This is a genomic window from Desulfosoma caldarium, assembly GCF_003751385.1.
GTDB lineage: Bacteria > Desulfobacterota > Syntrophobacteria > Syntrophobacterales > DSM-9756 > Desulfosoma > Desulfosoma caldarium.
In genome coordinates this window covers 399,813-419,778 of record NZ_RJVA01000009.1, presented here as the reverse complement: position 1 = coordinate 419,778, position 19,966 = coordinate 399,813, and the positions used below count along the sequence as shown (strand labels likewise).

At 58.6% G+C, this 19,966-nt stretch carries 15 protein-coding genes and 1 pseudogene; 7 read left to right on the top strand and 9 right to left on the bottom strand.

The annotated features are described in order from the left end of the window. Nucleotides 1-102: 102 nt before the first annotated feature. The gene (locus tag EDC27_RS02440; protein WP_123289155.1) at nucleotides 103-1,398 is read right to left on the bottom strand and encodes an MFS transporter; all 1,296 of its coding nucleotides are present in this window, start codon (nucleotides 1,396-1,398) and stop codon (nucleotides 103-105) included. 377 nt (nucleotides 1,399-1,775) lie between these two features. On the opposite strand from EDC27_RS02440, the gene EDC27_RS02435 reads away from it, so the two are divergent. Both EDC27_RS02435 and EDC27_RS02430 read left to right on the top strand, forming a co-directional pair. Further along, nucleotides 1,776-2,420 carry an MEDS domain-containing protein gene (locus EDC27_RS02435; protein ID WP_170161529.1) on the top strand — a complete coding sequence of 215 codons (645 nt, stop codon included), beginning with the start codon at nucleotides 1,776-1,778 and terminating at the stop codon, nucleotides 2,418-2,420. 330 nt (nucleotides 2,421-2,750) lie between these two features. Further along, on the top strand, nucleotides 2,751-3,965 hold the full coding sequence (locus EDC27_RS02430) for a glycosyltransferase (RefSeq protein ID WP_148045658.1): 1,215 nt from the start codon (nucleotides 2,751-2,753) through the stop codon (nucleotides 3,963-3,965). Between the two features lie 57 nt (nucleotides 3,966-4,022). Here EDC27_RS02430 and EDC27_RS02425 read toward each other — a convergent pair. From EDC27_RS02425 to EDC27_RS02405, 5 genes and pseudogenes are all read right to left on the bottom strand, one after another. Beyond that, nucleotides 4,023-4,595: pseudogene (locus EDC27_RS02425) on the bottom strand (hydrogenase iron-sulfur subunit); the annotation flags it as partial. Between the two features lie 320 nt (nucleotides 4,596-4,915). Then, the gene (locus tag EDC27_RS02420; protein WP_123289017.1) at nucleotides 4,916-6,343 is read right to left on the bottom strand and encodes a TolC family protein; all 1,428 of its coding nucleotides are present in this window, start codon (nucleotides 6,341-6,343) and stop codon (nucleotides 4,916-4,918) included. 162 nt (nucleotides 6,344-6,505) lie between these two features. Next, nucleotides 6,506-9,736 (bottom strand): efflux RND transporter permease subunit, encoded by a 3,231-nt coding sequence (locus EDC27_RS02415; RefSeq protein WP_123289016.1) that lies wholly within the window; start codon nucleotides 9,734-9,736, stop codon nucleotides 6,506-6,508. Then, nucleotides 9,733-11,088: an efflux RND transporter periplasmic adaptor subunit gene (locus EDC27_RS02410; RefSeq protein ID WP_123289015.1), complete on the bottom strand. Its 1,356-nt coding sequence runs from the start codon at nucleotides 11,086-11,088 to the stop codon at nucleotides 9,733-9,735. The genes EDC27_RS02415 and EDC27_RS02410 overlap by 4 nt, the downstream gene beginning before the upstream one ends. A 172-nt stretch (nucleotides 11,089-11,260) precedes the next feature. Next, entirely contained in the window at nucleotides 11,261-11,605 is a 345-nt protein-coding gene (locus tag EDC27_RS02405; RefSeq protein ID WP_123289014.1) for a YkgJ family cysteine cluster protein, read from the bottom strand. Between the two features lie 204 nt (nucleotides 11,606-11,809). On the opposite strand from EDC27_RS02405, the gene EDC27_RS02400 reads away from it, so the two are divergent. Both EDC27_RS02400 and EDC27_RS02395 read left to right on the top strand, forming a co-directional pair. After that, on the top strand, nucleotides 11,810-12,220 hold the full coding sequence (locus EDC27_RS02400; protein ID WP_123289013.1) for an HIT family protein: 411 nt from the start codon (nucleotides 11,810-11,812) through the stop codon (nucleotides 12,218-12,220). A gap of 91 nt (nucleotides 12,221-12,311) precedes the next feature. Beyond that, a complete protein-coding gene (locus tag EDC27_RS02395) occupies nucleotides 12,312-12,794 on the top strand; it encodes a hypothetical protein (protein ID WP_123289012.1) in 483 nt (160 codons plus the stop codon). Here EDC27_RS02395 and EDC27_RS02390 read toward each other — a convergent pair. The 3 genes from EDC27_RS02390 to dusB are packed head-to-tail and all read right to left on the bottom strand — an operon-like array spanning nucleotide 12,791 to nucleotide 16,459. Next, nucleotides 12,791-13,639 carry a glycosyltransferase family 2 protein gene (locus EDC27_RS02390; protein ID WP_123289011.1) on the bottom strand — a complete coding sequence of 283 codons (849 nt, stop codon included), beginning with the start codon at nucleotides 13,637-13,639 and terminating at the stop codon, nucleotides 12,791-12,793. The genes EDC27_RS02395 and EDC27_RS02390 overlap by 4 nt on opposite strands. 16 nt (nucleotides 13,640-13,655) lie before the next feature. After that, nucleotides 13,656-15,401: a 4-hydroxy-3-methylbut-2-enyl diphosphate reductase gene (gene ispH / locus EDC27_RS15870; RefSeq protein ID WP_170161528.1), complete on the bottom strand. Its 1,746-nt coding sequence runs from the start codon at nucleotides 15,399-15,401 to the stop codon at nucleotides 13,656-13,658. After that, nucleotides 15,398-16,459 carry a tRNA dihydrouridine synthase DusB gene (gene dusB, locus EDC27_RS02380; protein ID WP_170161527.1) on the bottom strand — a complete coding sequence of 354 codons (1,062 nt, stop codon included), beginning with the start codon at nucleotides 16,457-16,459 and terminating at the stop codon, nucleotides 15,398-15,400. The genes ispH and dusB overlap by 4 nt, the downstream gene beginning before the upstream one ends. A 573-nt stretch (nucleotides 16,460-17,032) precedes the next feature. On the opposite strand from dusB, the gene EDC27_RS02375 reads away from it, so the two are divergent. From EDC27_RS02375 to EDC27_RS02365, 3 genes are read left to right on the top strand one after another with little or no spacing between them, the layout of a single operon-like run. Then, nucleotides 17,033-17,884 (top strand): phosphorylase family protein, encoded by an 852-nt coding sequence (locus EDC27_RS02375; protein ID WP_148045656.1) that lies wholly within the window; start codon nucleotides 17,033-17,035, stop codon nucleotides 17,882-17,884. A 10-nt stretch (nucleotides 17,885-17,894) separates the two neighbouring features. Beyond that, a complete protein-coding gene (locus tag EDC27_RS02370) occupies nucleotides 17,895-18,758 on the top strand; it encodes a 1,4-dihydroxy-6-naphthoate synthase (RefSeq protein WP_123289008.1) in 864 nt (287 codons plus the stop codon). Continuing rightward, the gene (locus tag EDC27_RS02365) at nucleotides 18,759-19,883 is read left to right on the top strand and encodes a hypothetical protein (protein ID WP_123289007.1); all 1,125 of its coding nucleotides are present in this window, start codon (nucleotides 18,759-18,761) and stop codon (nucleotides 19,881-19,883) included. Nucleotides 19,884-19,966: the final 83 nt, after the last annotated feature.

The following is a 19,966-nucleotide window of genomic DNA, read 5'->3' as shown; positions in this document are numbered from 1 at the left end:
AAACAAAAAAGGAGTCCCCACACCGGCGTGTTCTTAGAAGTGGCGGACGTGCCTTAAGGAGAGGCGTTCGGTTGAAAATCGGTGTACACAAAAGGGTCGGATTCAATCCCGATAGGTTTCGCGCATGAAGAAGGTGGCGGTCAGCACCACCAGGGAGGAAAAGAACAAGCAGGACAAAAGCGTCGTGTAAGCTTCCAGAGGATAACCAAAGGCTTTGGACGCTCCGCTTCGAAGGTCCAAAATCCAGCCGAGAAGAGGCATGGCCACGGCGCCTCCGAGAAATGGAAAGAGGTTGAGTGAACCTAGGGCGGTTCCGGCAATCTCGATGGGAAAGAGTTCCTTGACGGCCGTAAAGGCGACGACCACCGTGGACGAGGAGCTGATGGAAAAAAGAAGGAAAAAAAGCATCAGAGCCCAGGTGGGAAGCCCGGAGGGAAAGAGCCGAAGAAATCCCAGTTCCAGAGTCATGGCGAGAGCGCAGGCCATGAGCGGTTTCTTGCGGCTGGCAAGAACGCGATCGGAAAGCAAGCCCAGCGCGGGGCTTCCGAAGATCATGCCCCAGGCAATCAGACTCAGCACCGAACCCGCCTGTTCTCGACTCATGCCGTAGACATGCATCAGGTAGGGCCCGCTCCACAGAGCTCCAAAGCCGAAAAAGATGCCGTAGTTCACAAAGGACCAGAGGGAAAAGAGCCAAAATTGTGAAGACGCCAGCACGTGCCCAATGCCCTGTCGAAGGGATGGGGTCCTTGCGGGATTTTCTGTCGTTTTTGGCCCGGCCGGTGCGACGGTCAATGGCTTCCAGCCTTTGGCTTCCGGGCGGTCTCGAACCACGACCCAGACCAGCACGGCAATGATGAGGCTGATCCCGCCGATGAATTCAAATGACAAACGCCAGCCAAAGGCCGTGGTCAGCCGAGCCAAGAGCCATGTGGCCGCAAGGATTCCCATGCCCCCGACGGCGTTAAGAATGCCCGAAACAGAAGCGAATTCTATCGGGCGATACCATTGGGACAAGATCTTCATGGTGGGAATGAACACCATGGCGGCTCCCAGTCCCACAAGAAAACGACCCGCAAAAGCCGTCGTCAAATTGGGGGCCACCCCGAAAAGCACACTGCCCACCGCGGCCACGACCGTAAAGGCACTGACGGCCTTACGCGGTCCAATGGTATCGGACAGCAGCCCTGCCGGAAACTGCATGAAAGCATAACAGTAAAAGTAGACGGATCCCAAGAATCCCAAAGCCCCGGCGGAGGTCCCGAATTCCTTGGCCAGTTCCTCGGCCACCACGGATAGGCTGAGTCGATGAAAATACACGAAGAAGTAGGCAAAGGCGAGCGTGGCGAAAATGAACCATCGGTACCGAAGGAGCTTTCGATGATCTTTGTGCTCCACGAAAGGTTCTCCCACCACGTTTCGGCCACGTCCACACCCCCCACGCCAACGCCCTATACTTTGACGAGGGAAAGGCCTGAGCAGCCCTTGTCGCACCGTACCCTACCACATGGGCCGAGCGCGTCAAGACGCGGCAAGCTCACGGCCGGACATGCATCTCCACCAAGCGGTTGGCCCAAGCTTCGGCCGAAACGTCCTTAAGCCAACCGCTCTTCACTTCCGGCTGGCAAGATGTTGTTGTCGTGCGAGGCAAAATGCCGTCGCTCCCGCGATGGCATCTCAGGATAAAGTCGGCAACCGGTCATAAAAAAACTGTCATTTTTCAAAACTATGTTAAAATAAATTCAAAAGACAGCATCCATACCAAAGGGGTGGCCATGACTGAGAATCCACGAGAAGCCAAGGCCCATGCACAGCACTTCTGCGCGTGCTACGCCACTCGGGAAGACCGCAATAGCTTGATAGAGTCTTTTCTCTGCGACGGTCTCGTGAGGGGTGAGCAAATCCTGTGTGTCGGTTCGAACATGGAAGGAGCGGGACAAAAAATCTTGAGTTCCCCTTGTGTGGATGGCACCGGTCAACCTCGGGCGCATCAGGTGACCTTTCACCGCGCAGAAAGCCTTTACCTGTCCAACGGCGCCTTTGATCCCGACCGTGTGCTTTCGTTGTTGGTATCCTGTGTGGGATCCGCCTTGGAAATGGGGTTCACCGGGGTGCGAGTGATCTCGGATGCACTATGGCTTCTCGAGCATCCTCTTGGCGCCCATCAGGTCGTGGATTACGAGCATCGGGTCAACGAGGTGGCAAAGGGGTTGCCGTGCTCGTTGCTATGCCTCTACCCCGGACGAGCCCTGCCCAAAGCGTTTCTGACCTATGTGTTCTTGACGCACCCCTATGTGGTGCGAAAAGGTCGCCGGTTTTTCAATCCGCACTACAAGGATTTCGACGTCCTTATGGACGGTCCATTTCAGACCTCCACTTACGAGACCCTTGTCAAAGCCCTTGTGCCTATCAGACCTTAGCCCTTGTGCCGACCCTGTGCCATGTGCGAGCAGTAGGCGCCGCGAAACGCTATTGCTTCCATGAAGTGCTTACATAGCGTGCAGCCCCGGGTCCATTCTTGGACATGTGGCTTTCCGTGGGTTCGATATGCTTTTTCCCTTGAAACGCGGTGTTCTGTTTCGCACAAACGGCTTGCGTACTGGGTTCGGCATGGCCCCAAGCCCTTCCTCGTAGAAAGCTTTTGAAATGCCCTGCGGGTTGATGCCCAGGGTTGTGCGGGAAAAAAAGAGGTCGGTACAGTGGTAAGGACCCTGAGGGCCAGAACGGCATGCGGGTAGGGGGGAGTAATTGTGGGTGCAAAGCTCCAGAATGGGTGCAAAGCGGTGAACACCGGGCGCACGGTGCTGCATGTGGGAAAGTATTTTCCACCGTTTAAGGGGGGCATGGAAAATTTTGTGGCCGATTTGGTGCGTGCTCAGGCCACATGGGGGCCATGGCGCCCTGTGGTGCTGGCTCACGGCCGCTCAGGTGAAGATCTGGAGCCGTGGGTACGGCTGGTGCCGACGTGGGGTGAGGTGAGTCATGCTCCGGTGAGCCCTGGGTTTCCGTTGGCGCTTCGATCCATCATCGGCCGGGAAAGTCCGGCGCTTTTGCATCTGCATCTTCCCAACACGAGTGCCTTCTGGGCGCTGATATTGCCGTGTGCGCGCCGCCTTCCCTGGGTGGTGCACTGGCATGCGGACGTGGTGCCTTCACGGATCGACCGGCGTCTGGCCGCACTGTACCGCACGTATCGGCCCATGGAACAGGCCGTGCTGCGACGGGCGGCGGCCATCGTTGCCACATCCCCGGATTATCTGGCCGGAAGCGAACCCCTTCGGGGGCACCGCGCCAAATGCCATGTGGTGCCTTTGGGTATGGATCCGGAAAGGCTGCCCCCTGTGAATGAACTTCCCATGCGCCGTGCCCAAGTTCTCTGGGGGCCGGGCCGGCCCCTTCGCGTGCTGGCAGTGGGGCGCCTCAGCTATTACAAGGGCCATGACGTGCTCCTTCGAGCCGCCGCTCAGGTTCCTGGGTGTCGAGTGATCATTGCCGGAAGTGGCGAGCGCCGCCCCGCACTGGAAAAGCTCATGGGCGCGTTGGGCGTGAAACATCGGGTGACGCTGACGGGCTTTCTTCCGGACATGGACCTCTGGGCGCTGATGGGGAGCGCCGATGTGCTGTGCCTGCCGTCTCTGGAAAAGACGGAAGCCTTTGGGGTGGTGCTTTTGGAAGCGCTGCGCTACGGCCTCCCCGTCGTGGCCAGCGACATTCCCGAATCCGGCGTGGGGTGGGTGGTGCGCCGCGCTTCCTGTGGCGTGCTTGTGCCGCCGGGAAATGCGCAAGCCCTGGCCCGTGCTCTTTCCCATTTTTCCCAAGACCCTCTGGCTTTGAAAGCGCTTAGGTCTCGCATGGGAAAAGGCTTTCCCCGCCAGTTTCACATTCGCTATGTCGCCGAGCGCCTGGAGAGGGTCTATGCCGCCGCCGTGACACCGTCGTCACGGGGCGACGGAAAGATCGCTTGAGGGTGACGGGGTCGGCGCCGTGTCGTGGGGGGTGAGCGGGTCCGTGAAGCCCCCGTGCTCCTTAAGAATCCGCACGGTTTCGGCGATTTCTTCGGCGCTCACGCTTTGGCGAAGCCGTTCCATGTCGTTCATGATGCCGGCAAAGCGCACCCCTTCGGCGGCGCTGACCCAGGCCAGTTGAAGTCTTTCGGGGCGGATGCCCAGCTTTTCCATTTTCCGTCGCACCTTGGCGATGCGTTTTTCCGTCCAATGATTGGCATTGATGTAATGACAGTCGCCGATGTGGCAGCCGCTCACCAAAACCACCGGGGCGCCGTGGCGGAAGGCATGCCAGATAAAGGATTCGGCAACCCGCCCTGAACACATGGTTCGAAGCAGACGGACGTGGGGCGGGTACTGAAGCCGCGACACGCCGGCCGCGTCGGCTCCCGCATAGGAACACCAATTGCATGCAAAGGTGAGAATCTTTTCTTCGGGTTTTTCGGCCAGCAGCGTTTCGATCTGATCCAGGATCTGCCGGTCGGTGAAGTGATGCATCACGATGGCCCCCGTGGGGCATTCGGCGGCGCAGGTGCCACATCCGGCACAGGCTGCGGTGGTCACCACGGCCGCCGTTTTCTTTTTCTTATCTGTCAGGTCCCGTGGCCTTCTTGGCCGGCCAATACGGCGAACATGTCGGCACGGCGTGCATCAAGGAAGCCCAAGGCAAAGCGCCTTCGTGGACGCGCTGCACGGCGCCATGCCTTCCAATTTCCTGTTTCTATGTGGTTTTGACACGCCCCTGGGCGCACTGTGGGGCGCTCTCAAAAGCACCTGGATGCCCCAGGTTCTGTGATGGGTTTTTGCCGGATTTTCTTCCTTCACGGGCTGGCTGGGCCGCGAGCCATGGATGGGCGCTATTTCGAACACCGCCGGGGGGAAAGTCAGGGCAGGTGTGGGCCGGGGGGGTTCTAAAAATCGTCGAGGATGCGGCCCGTGGCGGCGCGGAGTCGTATCCAGGCGCTTTCCAGGGCGATGCGGCTTTGCGCCAGCTGGCTTCGGGCCAACACCAGGTCTCGCTGGGCTTGCGTGAGGCGCACCAGCGAGGCTTGTCCCGCCGCGTATTCCTTGTCCACCAAATTCCGGGTTTTTTCCACCAAGGCGGCGGTTTCTTTTTGCAGCCGAAACTGTTGTTGGGCACTGAGAATCTGTTCCACAGCGGCCTGCACTTCGGAGGCGGCCTCGATGATGGCTTGCTGCAGCGTTCTTTGGGCTTCCCTGCGGGACTGTTCCGCTTCTCGAACCCTGAAAACGTCCTCACCACCCGAAAAAAGCGGCACGACGAGGGCGATACCTATGGAAGATCCGAAATCGTCGGCCTGAAAGTGGCCGTCATTCGCTCGGGATCCTTCCAGCGTGCTGAAAAGGTTGAAAGACGGGAAAAAGCGCGATTTTGCCGACCCCACGTTGGCCTGAGCGGCCCGGAGAGCAAAGCGGGCCTGTTCCAGATCCGGCCGATATTGGGTGGCCTCGTCAAGGGCTTTCTGGATCGAAGGGACTTGAAGCAGGCTGGCATTGGGTTCTTGAAGAGCGGCGAGGGTGGTGTGTTCGCTGAGGGTGCCTTCGGCTAAGCCCATAAGGGCGGCAAGGCCCGTCAAGGCCACGCGTTCTTCTTGTTCCGCCTGAATTTTTTGGGATCGAGCCAAATTGACCTGCACCTGAAAGTTCAAGACATCACTTAACGAACCAGCCCCCAAAGTTTCTCGAGCCTGGGCATCTTTGAGTTGCCGTTCGTTAAAAGCTTCGTCGGCCTGGGCAATGAGGCGGCGCTGGCGGGCCAATTGAGCCTGAAAGTAGCTGTCGGCCACGGCACGCAGCAGCACGCGCTGCGCTTCCCGGTAGGCCGCCTGGGATCCCTGTTCGCTGAAGCGGGCCGCGGCCAGAGCGAATTCCCGCTGAAAGCCGTCAAAAAGCGTAAGCGTCGCGTTGAGAGCCGCGCGGTAAATGTCTTCTCGTTCGGGGTAAAAGATGCCCGAAGTTGTGGAGGAAAATTTTGACGACGGCAAGGTTTGTTCCTGGTTTTGCGGCGAACGCACATGGCTGGCGCTGGCGGTGCCTTCCACGCGCGGTAAGTACCGCGACCAGGCCTGTCGAACCCTTTCCCGGGCTTGGGCCACTCTCGCCTGGGCGGCTTGCAGGGAGGGGTTGCTTTGCAAAGCGAGCCTCTGGGCCGTCTTGAGGTCCAAGACGGCCGGTAGCGTCACGGCGGGGCCTTGGGGTGAAGTCTCGGCGGCTGCAGCCGAACCTTTCGCAAAGGCCTCGACGAAGTCCAAAGCCACAAAAGATAAAAGCAAAAGGAGCGCCACCCATGGGCGAATGAAGTCGTGACCATGTTTCATACGTCGGTTGTCCTCCTGAAAGCCCGTTGAGGCCGCAGCCGCTTCAGGCTCTTGGTCCCGGCCATACGCTCAGCCGGCAGGTCAAAGGCTCAGGCCTTAAAGCACCATGTCGGAATCCGCGATGCTTGAGCGGCCTCTGCCGCCTCATTGAGCTGCCGAGTTTCATGCAGCCAAAGCGTCCGTCGCCCGGGATGGCGGTGTTTCCTCGCCGTTGTCTCTGCGCCGGCGCGCGGGTTCCACGTGCTCTCGGCGCGAAGGCCACCGGCCGTGCCGCGCTCGATACACGAGCAAACGAAGGTCGTTCAGGATGGCCAGAAGCGACGGAATCAAGACAAGGGTCAGCACCGTGGCAAAGGCCACGCCGGCGGCCATGGTCACGGCCATGGGAATGAGGAATCGGGCTTGAAAGTCCGTCTCCAGAATCAAGGGCATGAGGCCCCCCACGGTGGTCACCGTCGTCAAAATGACCGCTCGAAAACGGCGGCGACCCGCTTCCACCACGGCGTCAAAGAAACGCATGCCCTCGGCCAGGTTTTCGTTCACCCGTTCGATGAGCACGATGGCATCGTTGACCAGGACGCCGGTGAGGGCCACCATACCAAAGAGGCTCATAATGGACACATCAAAGCCCATGAGAAGATGGCCCACCACGGCGCCGATGAGGCCAAAGGGGATGGTGAGCATGATGATAATGGGCTGCACGTAGGATCGAAAGATGGTGGCGATGATGATAAGAATTCCGAGCAGAGCCAAGGGGAAGCCCACTTTGAGGCTGGCGAGGGATTCCCGCATTTTTTTCTTTTCACCCTGCAGAGCGATGCGCAGCCCTGGGTAGCGCTTTTCCAGCGCCGGGAAAAAGTTGGCCGAAAGGTCCTGAAAGATTTCGCTGGCGTTGGCCCGATCGCTGTCCACCGCGGCACTCACGGCCACGCGGCGCATGCCGTCCGTGCGCGTGATGACGGCGTAGCCAGGAGCCTGTTCAAAGGACGCCACGGAGCGCAGCGGCACCTGCGATCCTGACGGTGTGCGAATGCGCACCTGGTCCAGCCGTGACAGGTCATGGCGTTCCCCTTCCGAGTAGCGCACCTTGATGCGAACATCGTCCCGGCCTCGCTGAATGCGCAAAGCTTCTTCGCCGTAATAGCCCGCATAGATCTGGCGGGCCAAATCGTCCACAGTAAGGCCCAGGGTGCGGGCTTCGGGTTTCAAGCGCAGCCGAAGTTCTCTCTTGCCTGCCGCGTAATCGGATCGAATCTGGTACACACCGTCGAATTGTCGCAGCCGTTCCATAAGTTCTTCCGATGCGGCCACGATAGAGTCCATGTGTTCTCCCTGAATCCACACTTCGATGGGCGCTCCAGGGGGCCCCGCTTCCATTCCTTCAAAGGTGAGGGCCTTGATGCCGGGAATCCATCCCGTTTCCTTTTCCCAGGCCACCATGATGTCCTTGGAATGAATGCCGCGCTCTTCGGAGTCCAGCAAAATGGCCTGAATGGCTCCGTAATGGGGACCTTGGAGCGGAATTTGTCCCAGGGTCTGGCCGACCAGCACCAAGCGGTCCACCAGCATGGGCTTTCCGGTGCGGGTCTTGAGCCGGTCGTTGAGGCGCAACAGAGCGGATTCCACGCGCGTGACCGCCTCGCGGGTCACGTCCGCGGGGGTGCCTTCCGGAAATTGAATGGTGGCGTTGATCACGAAACCGTCAATTTCGGTAAAGACGACGAACTTGACGATGCCTCCTCGAATGACGCCGACGCTGATGAGAAGCACGGCGATGGCCGAACACATGCCGATGTACCGCCATTGAAGAAAAAAGCGAAGCGACGGCACATAAATCCTTTCAATGAACCAGTTCGTTCCGCGCTGCACACTGTGCTGTACCCCGCTGAGGAACCGTCGCACGCTACCGAGCTTGGATGCCCGATGGTTCGGATCGGAAAGCTCATTGAGATGTGCCGGCAGAAGGGCCAGGCACTCCACCAGAGAAATGCAAAGGCACGCCACCACCACCTGGGGCAAAATGGCGATAAATTTTCCCATAATGCCACCGACGAAGGCCAGAGGAATAAAGGCCACGATGGTGGTGGTCACGGCGGCCAAGACGGGAAAGATCACTTCCGCCGTCCCCTCCACCGCGGCCCTCAGAGGCGATTCACCGCGTTGCCGATGGACGAAGATGGATTCACCCACCACAATGGCATCATCGACGATGATGCCCAAGACCATAATCAAGGCAAAAAGGGAAATCATGTTGATGGTCCCGCCGAGACCCCAGATGATGGCCAACCCCCCGGCAATGGAAACCGGAATGCCCATGCCGGCCCAAAAGGCCAGGCGAAGATCCAAGAAAAGCCATAGAAGAATGAGCACGAGGGTGAGGCCGTAGAGGCCGTTTCGAAGCAAGAGGTGAATGCGGGCTCGAAGCATGTCCGTGGTGTCGTAGAGAATCTTGATATGGAGGGAATCTGGAAGTTGCCGCGCCTTGCGCTCCACGTACCGAGACACGGCCCTGGAGATGGCCAGAGCGTCTTCCTGGGATGTCTTGAAGACGATAAGCATCACGGCCGGCTGTCCGTTGACCGAGGCTTGAATGGGGTCTTCCGTGAAGCCGTCCACGATGCGAGCGACGCGCCCCAAGGGAATCATGGCGCCGTCGGCAGTGGCGAGAAGCACTAAAGATGCCAGTTCTTCGCCCCGGTATCGGCGCCCCACGGTGCGCACGCGAACCTCTTCGCCCTCGGTGCGGATGGTGCCCCCGGCCATATTGAGGTTGCTTCGGCGCACGGCGTCCGCCACCTGGGCAAAGGTCAAGCCGTAGCGGCGCAAGGTCTCTTCCGACACTTCGATGTGGATTTCGTAATCGCGCGTGCCAAAGGTTTCCACCTGAGAAATTTCAGGAAGCGCCTGAAGGTCGTCCTTGACCCGTTCAGCCCATTCCTTGAGCCGCTCCTCACTCATGTTCCCTGAAAGATACACCAAGGCGATGGGACTGCGCAGCGTCACGTCCGTGATGACGGGCTGCTCCGCATCCACAGGAAAGGTGGAAATGGCATCGATTTTGGCGCGCACTCGATCGAGCACCACGCGTAGGTCAGCGTTTTCCATGACCTCTATGGTGGCCGTGCCCACATTTTCCTGAGCCTGCGTGGTGATCTGCTTGATGCCTTCCACTCCTTCCAGGGCTTCCTCGATCCTACGACAGATCCCCTCTTCCACCTCTTCCGGGTCGGCTCCAGGGTAGGGCACTTGGATGGTGATCATATCCAGGGAAAATTCAGGAAAATTTTCCTTGAGCATAAAAAGGCCGGCCATGATCCCCGCGGTGAAGATCAAGACCAGAACGATGTTGGCAAAGACTCTGTTCCTGGCAAATGAGGCCAGCAGGGATTTCATGGCGTGGGTTCCTTGGACGACGGATTTTCGAAGGAGGCCACCTCGAGCCGCATGTTTTCCAGAGGGTTGACGAGCCGCGTGATGATCACCCAGTCGCCGTCTCCAATCCCTTCTTCGATGAAAGCCTCTTTCCCTTGAAGGCGTGCGACGCGCACCGGAACCGTCTTAAGGCGTCCGTTGACGGACAAATACACCTTGTTGTCGTAAGTGACGGCCCATTGCGGCAATCGCACCACGCGCTGCAAAGTGCGACCGGGAATGTCCACGGCGCAAAACATGCCGTCCACCAGGGGCATACGGGCGCCCTTTCCAGAAGCCTCTTGGCCGGACACGCGAACGGCCACGGTCAGGGTTCGGCTCGTGCGATCAAAGGCCACGACACGGTGCAGAAAGCCTTTCCATCTGTGCCCTTGTGGATCTTCGACCCACCGTACCTGGCACGGAACCTGCCGCAGGCCGTGAAACCATGACAGATCCGTTGCCGAAGGCTTTTCGTCAAAGGTCAGCCATCGGCGCGCCTCGTCACTGTCTAAGGGGACTAGAATTTCCAGCAGGGAGTCGTCGGCCAGAGTCAGCGCCGGCGTGCCTGGGCTGAGGAACTGCCCCAGTTCAATGGACTTTTCCACAACACGCCCCGCAAAAGGGGCCCGAACCGTGCAGCGTTCCACCTGAACCAGGGCTCTCTGGCGCTGAGCGCGAGCGGCTTCCAGGCTGCTTCGGGCTTCGCGCAGCCGCACCGGATACAGCGCCAAGCTCTGTTCCAAAAGCTGCAACTGATCCAGGGCCTGGTTGTAGGCCCTTTCAGCGGCTTCCACTCCGGACTTGGTCCCCACGCGGCTTTCGTCGTAAAGGCGCTGAAGTCTTTGATATTCCGCCCATGCCAGATCGCGGCTGCGCTGAAGGACCCTGAGGCGGCGTTTTTCCAAGCCCCATTCCTTTTCCAGACGTGTCACCGTATGTTCCAGCTGAGAGACCAAGGCTTCCGCTTCCGCAAGGGCCGATTGGGTATCCCGCGGGTCGATTTGAAAAAGGATATCGCCTTCGGCAATGATTTCCCCCACAAACAGACGAGGGTGTACCGCGATGACCGTTCCGGAGACTTCGGAAGCGATGTGCACGCGCCGAATGGAGTGGACCTCCCCATAGCCGGTCAGGGTCACCGGCACATCTTCTGAATGGGCTTGCAGGACTTCCACCTTGTAGGCTTGTTCTTCAATGACCGCTTGGGCCGGAGGTTTTTTCAGTGAAGACAGAGCCGCCATAGCCGCGATGCCGGCCACCAGAATGGCGCTGCATACCGCGAGGCGAAAGAAAATTTTGCGATCTTTCACACCGGCTTTTGAAGAATCCATGGTGATATCTCACGGTTTGACGGGTTCATGAGGCGCCATGCTCACGGAACCCCTGAAAGGCTTCTCGAGAAGGCGACCCATGGGCGCGGCTCGAGCCGAACCGTCCCGTTGCGCCATGGGGCGTTCCGACGGAATGAGTTCATGAGGGCCATTCTCGGAACAAGCTCATGGGTTACGGCCACAATAAGCGGTAACGGTGTTGAATTTCCGCTTCCACATCTTCATGGAGCAGTTCTACCGGCCGCGCCCCTCGAGGGCACAGCGCCGTCCTAGACGTTCCAAAAAACCGGCAGGTAAAAGGTCTCACCGGGTAGATTGTGCACCCTTGGTCGGAAAGGTAAGGGCAGGTCGTCCCTTGGGCCGAAAGAATCTGTCGTCCATGAGCCTTCAGAAAGGCACGAATGCGTTCGTCTTCCTCGCGCGTGCGAGACGGTATTCCGAAAAGACGACAGCACTCCGTACACCCGGGGATGCATTGCATTTCGGGAATCATGGCGTAAAGGTCGTCCAGACTCATGACGTCTTCTCCGACAAAGCGCCGCCTTTATCCTTTGGCGTTTAACATCTTTTGGGTTCAGCCGAATCTTGCACAGCGACCCCATGGCATCGTATGCTAACCATAAGGATGAAGGGCCGATTCCCGTCAGAGACTATAGAACCGAAAGAGTTTTTAGGCAACACGGAGGCTCCTTGCCAGGCATGGATACACGGAGGTGAAGCCATGACGGAGTGCATTTTTTGTCGCATTGTTTCCGGACAGATTCCCTGCGCCAAGGTTTACGAGGATGAACATGTGCTTGCTTTTCTGGACATCAACCCTCTCATGCCCGGCCATACTCTGCTGATTCCTAAAAAACATGCAGACACACTCTTCGATATGACTTCGGAAGAGGTGGCGGCCTGCGGTGCGGCCCTGCAAAAGGTCGCTACGGCCGTTTTCAAAGGAACCGATGCCGAAGGCCTGAACATTCTTCAAAACAATTACGAAATTTCGGGCCAGGAAATCTTTCACGTCCACTTTCACCTCATGCCTCGAAAGACCGGGGATGGCTTTAAGGTGCCGTGGCCGGCCAAAAAATACAGCCCTGGGGAGATGGAACGCGTCCTGAAAAGAATCCTTGAAGCTTTCTGAGAAAAATGCCGGGCCGTCTTTAAATAGGTCTGGATTGTTGAGGGCGGTCCGGATATACGATGCATAAAAGGGTTTTTTTCAGGAGTTTTGTATGCCGTGGTCGTCAAAAGAGAAATTGACCCCGGAAGTGCACGAAGCCATTGGGGAAGCTGTGGAACGGGCCTTGGCCGAACGCCTGCCGGTTTTGCTTTCGGAGCATCTGGAGCAATACGTGCGAGGCGGCGAAGCCCAGCTCAAAGAACTCTCCCTCCTTGAGCGCGTGATTCGAGTGGAGGAGGAACTCAGGGCACTGAGGGAAATCGAGGCGGCTCGCTTTGAAAGCCTCGAGAAACGCTTTGAAGCGTTGCATCGCGAGGTACAGGCACGTTTTGAGGCCGTGGACAAGCGTTTTGAAGCCGTGGACAAGCGTTTTGAGGCCATAGACAAGCGTTTTGAGGCCATAGACAAGCGCTTTGAGGCCGTGGACAAGCGTTTTGAGGCTTTAGACAAACGCTTCGTTACGCTTCAGTGGAGCCTCGGCCTCGGCTTTTCGGTTTTGGCCATCATCATAGGTCTGGTCAGGTTCGTCCCTTAACGGTTCCCATTTTCCAAAAGGGTCTCTCGAAGCCATGTTAGAACGCGTACGGCTTCGTCCTGTTTGCCGCGCTTCAGGCATCCTCCCGCATAGATGGATGCTTTGCGCTTGAGAACCTTGAGGGTTTGATCCCGCTGCATGGGCGTCAGCGGCGCGCTGTGAAGGAGTTTGGCCATGGCCTTCAGCCGATAGCGATCCAGAGCGGGAATGGTGGCGGAGAGTTGGTCGTCGTGTCCGCCTCGCTTCACCACCAGGGCCCTTGGCACAAGCCCTATGGGATAGCGGCATCCAATGCGCAACCACATATCGTAGTCTTCACAGGCGGGTAGCGATTCGTCAAACAACCCCACTTCTTCAAGGAGCGACCGGTGCATCATCACGGCCGAGGGGCTCACCAGGCAGCGTTCCAAAAGGCGTTCAAAACACCATCCGGAAGGTTTGGTGTGGTATTTTTTGGGGTTGCGGCGCCGGCCTCGATGAATCCAGATCTCCTCCGTTTGGCAGATGCGCATGCCCGTGTACGTCCTGAAATATTCCAACTGAGCGCTCACCTTTTGGGGAAGCCACATATCGTCGGAATCCAAAAAGGCGATCCATTCCCCTCGTGAAGCCACAATCCCCGCGTTTCGGGCAGCGCTGACACCCCCTGAGTGTTCCCGCCGAATGACCTGAATGCGTGCGCTGTAGGCCGTGAGGACATGGGCCGTGTCGTCTGTGGAACCGTCATCCACCACGATGACTTCCAAAGAAGCGTCTTTTTGGGCCAGCACGGACTCCACGGCTTGCCGGACCATGGCAGCGCGGTTCCGGGTCGGAATGATGACGCTCACCAAATTCGGCACCATGGAAAAGGTCCTCGTTTTAGAGGCTGCCCAGCCAAATCCACAAGCATCCGAGAAGTCCTACCCCCACCAAAACGGATTCGATGAGGGTTTCCAGGTAAGCCGCATCTTTGATGCGCCGGCCTCGAAAGTACCGAAAGAATACGCCATAGGCCGCAGCCGCTGCGGCGAAAAAAACGCTAAAAGGCGAGCTCAGCCTCCATAAGGGACCCGTCAGCGCTGCGACCGCTATCAGAACCAACACGCCCACAATAAATCGACCGGCGCGCTGTTCTCCCCACAGAACCACCACTGTCTCTCGGCCCACCAACCGATCTCCCTGAATGTCCAAGCAGTCCAAGAGGGCCGTGCGGGCCAGCACGAGAAGAAACACGAGCATGAAAGCGTAGAGCAGCTTTCCCAGACCGTCTTGGATGTGCTGAAGGTGCGGCAGCCACACGGTGACACTGGCCCAGGCCAGGGGAATGGTCAAGGTCTTGGATCCGGGAATGTCCTTGATCATGATGATCTTGGTCCGTTCAATCCAATGGGACTGGAACAAAGGCACCGCATAAAGGGATCCCACGGCCAGGATCAGGACCATGAGTAAGGCCGTGAGCATGCCGTCTGCGGTGGCACTGCCCAAAGCGACCACGGCGGCGGTGACGCCTGTGGCCGTAAAAGCCGCGCGCTTTGAGGCATAATAGGCGGCCCGTTGTGGATCGTTCAATTGGAGGGCTTCCCGGTCGATGTAGCGGTTCAGCGTATGCATGGCAAAAGCGTAGGATGCGGCCATGAGAATGTGCACAAAGCCGATGGGCAGGTTTGTCACGGCGGATACCGCCGCGGTCAAAAGCCCTGCGGCCGCCGCGGAGGCGGCGTTGGTGTAGGCGAGTTTTTCCAGGCGGCGTCGCCACACGGCGGCTTGGAGAGCGTGGGGATTCGGCTCAAGATTTTCCAGAAACCGCACCACATTGCGAATCATCCAGTTGGGCGTGGACGCTCCCGCAGAAACCCCCACCGTGTGAAACTGGCACATTTCTTGACAATCCAAATCCTTTTCCGTTTCCACGTGATAGGTCGGAACGCCGCATTCCCGAGCCGTCTCCGCCAACCGCTGCGTGTTGCCACTGTGGGTGCCGCCCACGATGACCATGGCTTGCACGCGCTCACAAAGGCGCCGCACTTCATTCTGGCGCTCATGGGTCGCTCCGCAGATGGTGTTATGTACAACACCCTGAGGAAACCGCTTTCGAAAGCGCGCCTCCACGGCTTGAAACACGTCCTGGTTTTGCGTGGTTTGGGCCACCAGGAGGACCAAAGGCCAATTGGCGGGCACGCGGTCCAGATCGTCGGGCGATTGAATGACCATGCCTCGGCCTTCCGTATAGCCCATAAGTCCAATGACTTCCGCGTGATCCGCATCACCCACGATGAGGGTGTGATAGCCTTTTCGAGCGTATCTGCGAATGATGGCTTGAACACGCGCCACGCGTTTGCACGTGGCGTCAATGAGGCCCAGGGAGATTTCTTTAAGCCGCCGGCGCTGATCCGGAGGAATTCCGTGGGCGCGAACAATAACCCATCGGTTGCGGCATGCCTCTTCGATGGCGGCTTCTTCCACGCCCCGTTCCTTGAGCATGGCCAGAACTTGGCGGTTGTGAATGAGAGGCCCGAAGGTGCACAGAGGTTCCTTTTGGCGGGATCGGGCCGCCTCCAGGGTCATTTCCAATGCCGTGCGAACGCCTTGGCAAAAGCCCGCTGTTTCGGCCACGATGACTTTCATAAGTGCTCCTGTGCCAAGCCGTTGTCTCTGACTTTGCAGGTGAGCACATCGGCCTGGGACGCGGCGAGTTCCAAAACGTAGGCATCAAAAACATTCAGCAAACTGGCGCCGTCGGGCGCACTCATCAGGCGGTATCGCCACACCGAAGCGTTGGGGCATCCTTTTGTGTACCAGACCAGATGTTTTTTCAAAGCGCCAATGGCCTTAGGTTTTTCCTGAATAAACATTTCAGCAAGCTCATGAACCGTGCGCCTAAAATCTTCCCATTGGGGCCGCGGCGCCTCGGCCCTCTGAGGCCGGCAGAGCTGCGCGATGACCTGAAAGAGCCAGGGATTTCCCAGAGCCCCTCGACCGATCATCACGGCATCGCAGCCTGTTTGACTTTTCATGCGAAAAAAATCCGACGGACTGGTCACATCTCCGTTTCCGATGACCGGGATGGAAAGTTCCCGCTTGAGTTCGCCAATCCAGGTCCAATCCGCCTGACCCGAATAGATCTGGCGGGCCGTTCGAGCATGCACGGTCACGGCGTCTGCTCCGGCTCTTTCTAGCCGCCGGCAGACGTCCAGCACGTTCAGGGTGTTCTTGTCCCAGCCCAGGCGCGTCTTGACCGTGACGGGTATGGACACCGCGCGTTTTACGGTTTCCACGAGGCGCATAAGGCGGTCCGGATCCAGAAGCAAGGCGGCTCCCGCCCCTTGGCGCACGATTTTCCGCACGGGGCATCCTGCATTGATGTCGATGACCGCGGCGCCTCGGTCTTCCGCGGCACGGGCTGCATCCCCCATGACTTCGGGGTGGGCTCCAAAGATCTGAATGGCCGTTGGGACTGAGACCCGCGCGGGAACGGCAAGAATTCTTTCCGCGGAAGGGTCTTTTCGCCGACAGCCCTCGGCGCTCATCATTTCCGATGTCACCATGCCCACACCAAACCGAGAAACAACGGACAAGAACGGCCCGTCCGTCACTCCAGCCATGGGCGCCATGACCACGGGAGGATCGACCGTCACGGCGCCGATTTGCATGGTGCCACACAGAACGTTTTCATCGTCGTGCATGGAATCTCTCGAAGACCGTGGCCTATGGGCCACCGCCGCATGGATTATGAGGCCAATGCCAGAAGGGGACCCGGCCTCAAGGCGCCGCATGGTATGCTGCCTTCCATCTTCCAATCCGCATCGCATCGTCGACCGGCCCTTCTCACGGCGTGCGCCGCGAAAGCTTCTTAAAGGAACTGTTCCGACGAAGTCAACCATGGGCCGGCCCCTTGCCTGCCATGAACTCCATGGACCTCTTGACTTGGTAGGCTTTCGGCCAACACCTTTGCGGAGCAGTCCCTTGGTCATGGGCACAGGCTCGCACCGCGACGTCGTCTCCTCCTTGAGATTTCCTATGCGAAACGTTCGCAAGAAAAATCATCTGTGAAAGGGGCCATGCCAACCGTGTTGCATTGACAGAGCTTTTTGCTCCTTGCTAGCTTACCGAGGGACGTGCACGCGAGGGGGAATGTCTCTCGACGTCCCTCTAAAGTGCATTCTGTGCATGCAGCGCAACGCGCCGTCACGGTTGGCACCTTCTTCCACAGATTGGCCGCTCGAAAAGCCCGGCAAGGATCAAAAAAAACGGAGTGCATGGAAGAGTCTTTTGAAGCCTTGGATGTGTTGATCGTGGGCGCTGTTCCTTTGGAAGTCAAGCCCCTTGAAGGATGGCTCCGCGCCCCAAAGCCTCTCTTGACGCCATGGACCACGCTATGGGCCGGTCGCTGGGGCCGCCTTCGCGTGGGACTGGCCTGCCTAGGCATCGGAAAAGTCAATGCTGCAGCCGGATCGGCCGTGCTGATAGAACGGTGTCGCCCGGCCATGGTCTGGGTCGTGGGTAGCGCGGGAGCCTACTCAAAGGGGCCCTTGAGCGTGGGCGACGTGCTCGTGTCCACGTCGATCCTCTTGGGGGATGAAGGCGTTTGGGAGCGGGCCGGCATGGGTTCCATGAAGGCCCTCGGATTTGCAGTGGGCCACGAAAGGGGAAGGCCTGTCTTTGAACGTTTTGATCTCAGCGAGGATTGGGCGCTGAAATGGGCTGCCACACTCACACCGGCCGGCTGGTATACTTTGGGGACGTCGTCCACAAAAATCCCCACGGTGCATCCATGGGCCGAGGACATGCCAAAGGCGGCGGCTGTGCGGGAACCCAAGCGCGAGATTTTTCAAGTGGCTTTTGGACCTTCGGTTACGGTAGGTATGTCCAGCGGCGATGCATGGATCGCCGAGGAACGGTTTACCCGTTACGGTGCGTGGGCGGAAGATATGGAAGGAAGTGCGGTGGTGCAGGTGTGCCGCCGGTATGGCGTGCCCGTTGTGCAGTGTCGTGGAATCAGTAACCGAGCCGGTGAGCGGGACAAGAGCCTATGGTGCATGGACAAAGCCCTGGCCCACAGCCATGCCGTGCTGGGAACATGGCTTGATGGCATGAAAACAGCCGCTTAGGAGGACGCTCGTGTCCCAAGTGCTTTCTTTGGGCTATTCCACGTGTCCAAACGACACCTTCATTTTCGGCGGCCTTGCCTTAGGCGCCGTTCAACCGAACGGGCTGCGTTTCGAACCGTTTCTTGCTGATGTGGAAGTCCTGAACCGGTACGCCAAGGAAGCCCGCTTGGACGTCACCAAAATTTCTTTCAATGCTCTAATCCATTGCCTGAAAGACTATTGGCTGCTGCGATCCGGAGGCGCTCTGGGCCGAGGGTGCGGACCCATTGTTGTGGCCAAAAAACCCTGGGCTCCGCAGGATCTGGCCACCGCAACCATCGCCATTCCCGGCCGTTTGACTACGGCCAATTTGCTTTTGGAACTAAGCGGTCTGCATCGAGGCGAACGGGTTGAAATGTCCTTTGAAAAGGTCATGCCGGCGGTGGCCGCCGAAGAGGTGGACGCGGGACTTGTCATTCACGAAGGGCGTTTCACCTATGAGAACCTGGGCTTGTCCCTCGTGCTGGATCTGGGAGCCTGGTGGGAATCCCGCACGGGATACCCTCTGCCGTTGGGCTGCATCGTCATTCGCCGTCGTCTGGGTCGTCACACGGCGGAACTCATGGATCGAGCCATTGTCGAAAGCCTCGACTGGGCTCGAGAGCATCCGGATCAAGTCTGGCCTTACATTGAAGCCCACGCCCAGGAAATGGCCTCGGACATCATTGCTCGCCACATACAGACCTTTGTCAATGAATTCAGTCGGGACGTGGGAACGGAAGGCCAAAGGGCCGTTCGCAGACTGCTAGACGAAGCCGCGCGCATTGCGGGCGTGTCTCTGCCCGACGTTCCCATTTTCTGGACCGATTCCTTACCCCAAAACGAGGTGCTGTGAATGCAGGAGAAGTCTGTTCGCCTGTTTCTTTTTCCGCATAGTGTGTTGCCCGAATCGGTCGCGCGATGTCTTTTGACCGTTTGGCCCACCATGGATTGCCTGCAGGCCATCGGCCCCGCCTTTGTGCCGGACTGGGCTAAACCTCTATGTCCATCGCACGGCGTCGTGAAGGAGGAAAGCTTTTGGGAGCAGGTGCGCCGTGTGTTGAAGGGCTATCAGGAGCTGGGCTCCCGCGTGGGTGAAGATGGACTGATGGCTGTTATCAGTCGCGATTGGGCCGTGGATGAGGCGCCGGAGACACGCAGCCACATTCAATCGGTGCTTCGAGGCATCAGTTCGCAGCCTTATGATGCCGCCGAAGGGCTTTTCGTGGAAGCCTTGGTTTTCCTTGAAATGGCCAAGGATCTGGATATTCGGGAATTGGAACTTTCCACGAATCTGGAAGAGATGGAGCAGCTAGAGGAAAAGCTCTATCAAGCGCTGGGGGCCGATGAAGAAGACAGCGCCGAACTGCAAAGAGCCCTGGAAACCGCCAACCCACCCCTGAGTCCCGACTGGGGGCATTTTGGGTATCTGCTGCGGGTGCGCATCGGGTTTTGGTTCCGACTCTGGAGTCGAGCCGCGGCAATGGAACAGCCCATAGCCTTGGCGGCGCTGTCCCGGGACGTGGTGGACGAAGCTCTGGATGCCTTGCAGACGCAAAAAGAACGGCAGGGGGGCATCTGGGAACGCGGGGAGAGCCGACTCCTGAACCTTCCCCGTGTGGACCTTCTGAGTCCCGCGGCGTTTGCGGAATGGCTCGAAGCCGTTGGAGATCTCGAGGCGCGAGCTCGATTTCTCCAAGGCTTCGAGGCTCTTGTGCAAGATCCACGCAACGCCGATCGTCTTCGCGACGTTCGAGATGGCGCGCAAAGCCTTGAGCAATCTTTACAATCCCTTTGGCGTCGGTCTCAAGGGGAGGCTTTTGGATCCGACGGGTATCGTGTGGTGTTGACCGTCCCCGAGAACGTGACCTATCGAGACATGTGGCGTTCTGTGGACCGCGCGGGGCTACAGACTCTGGGACCGGGTGCGGTGAGCCAGAATGCGGCCGTGCTGGTGCATGTGGAACCGGAAAGGCTTTGAGAATCGGGCGCTGCCCCCAGCCGAGTTAAAAAAGCCATTCTCGGACAAGCTCTGTGAAGTGGCCAAGCGGAATAAGGTTTGAC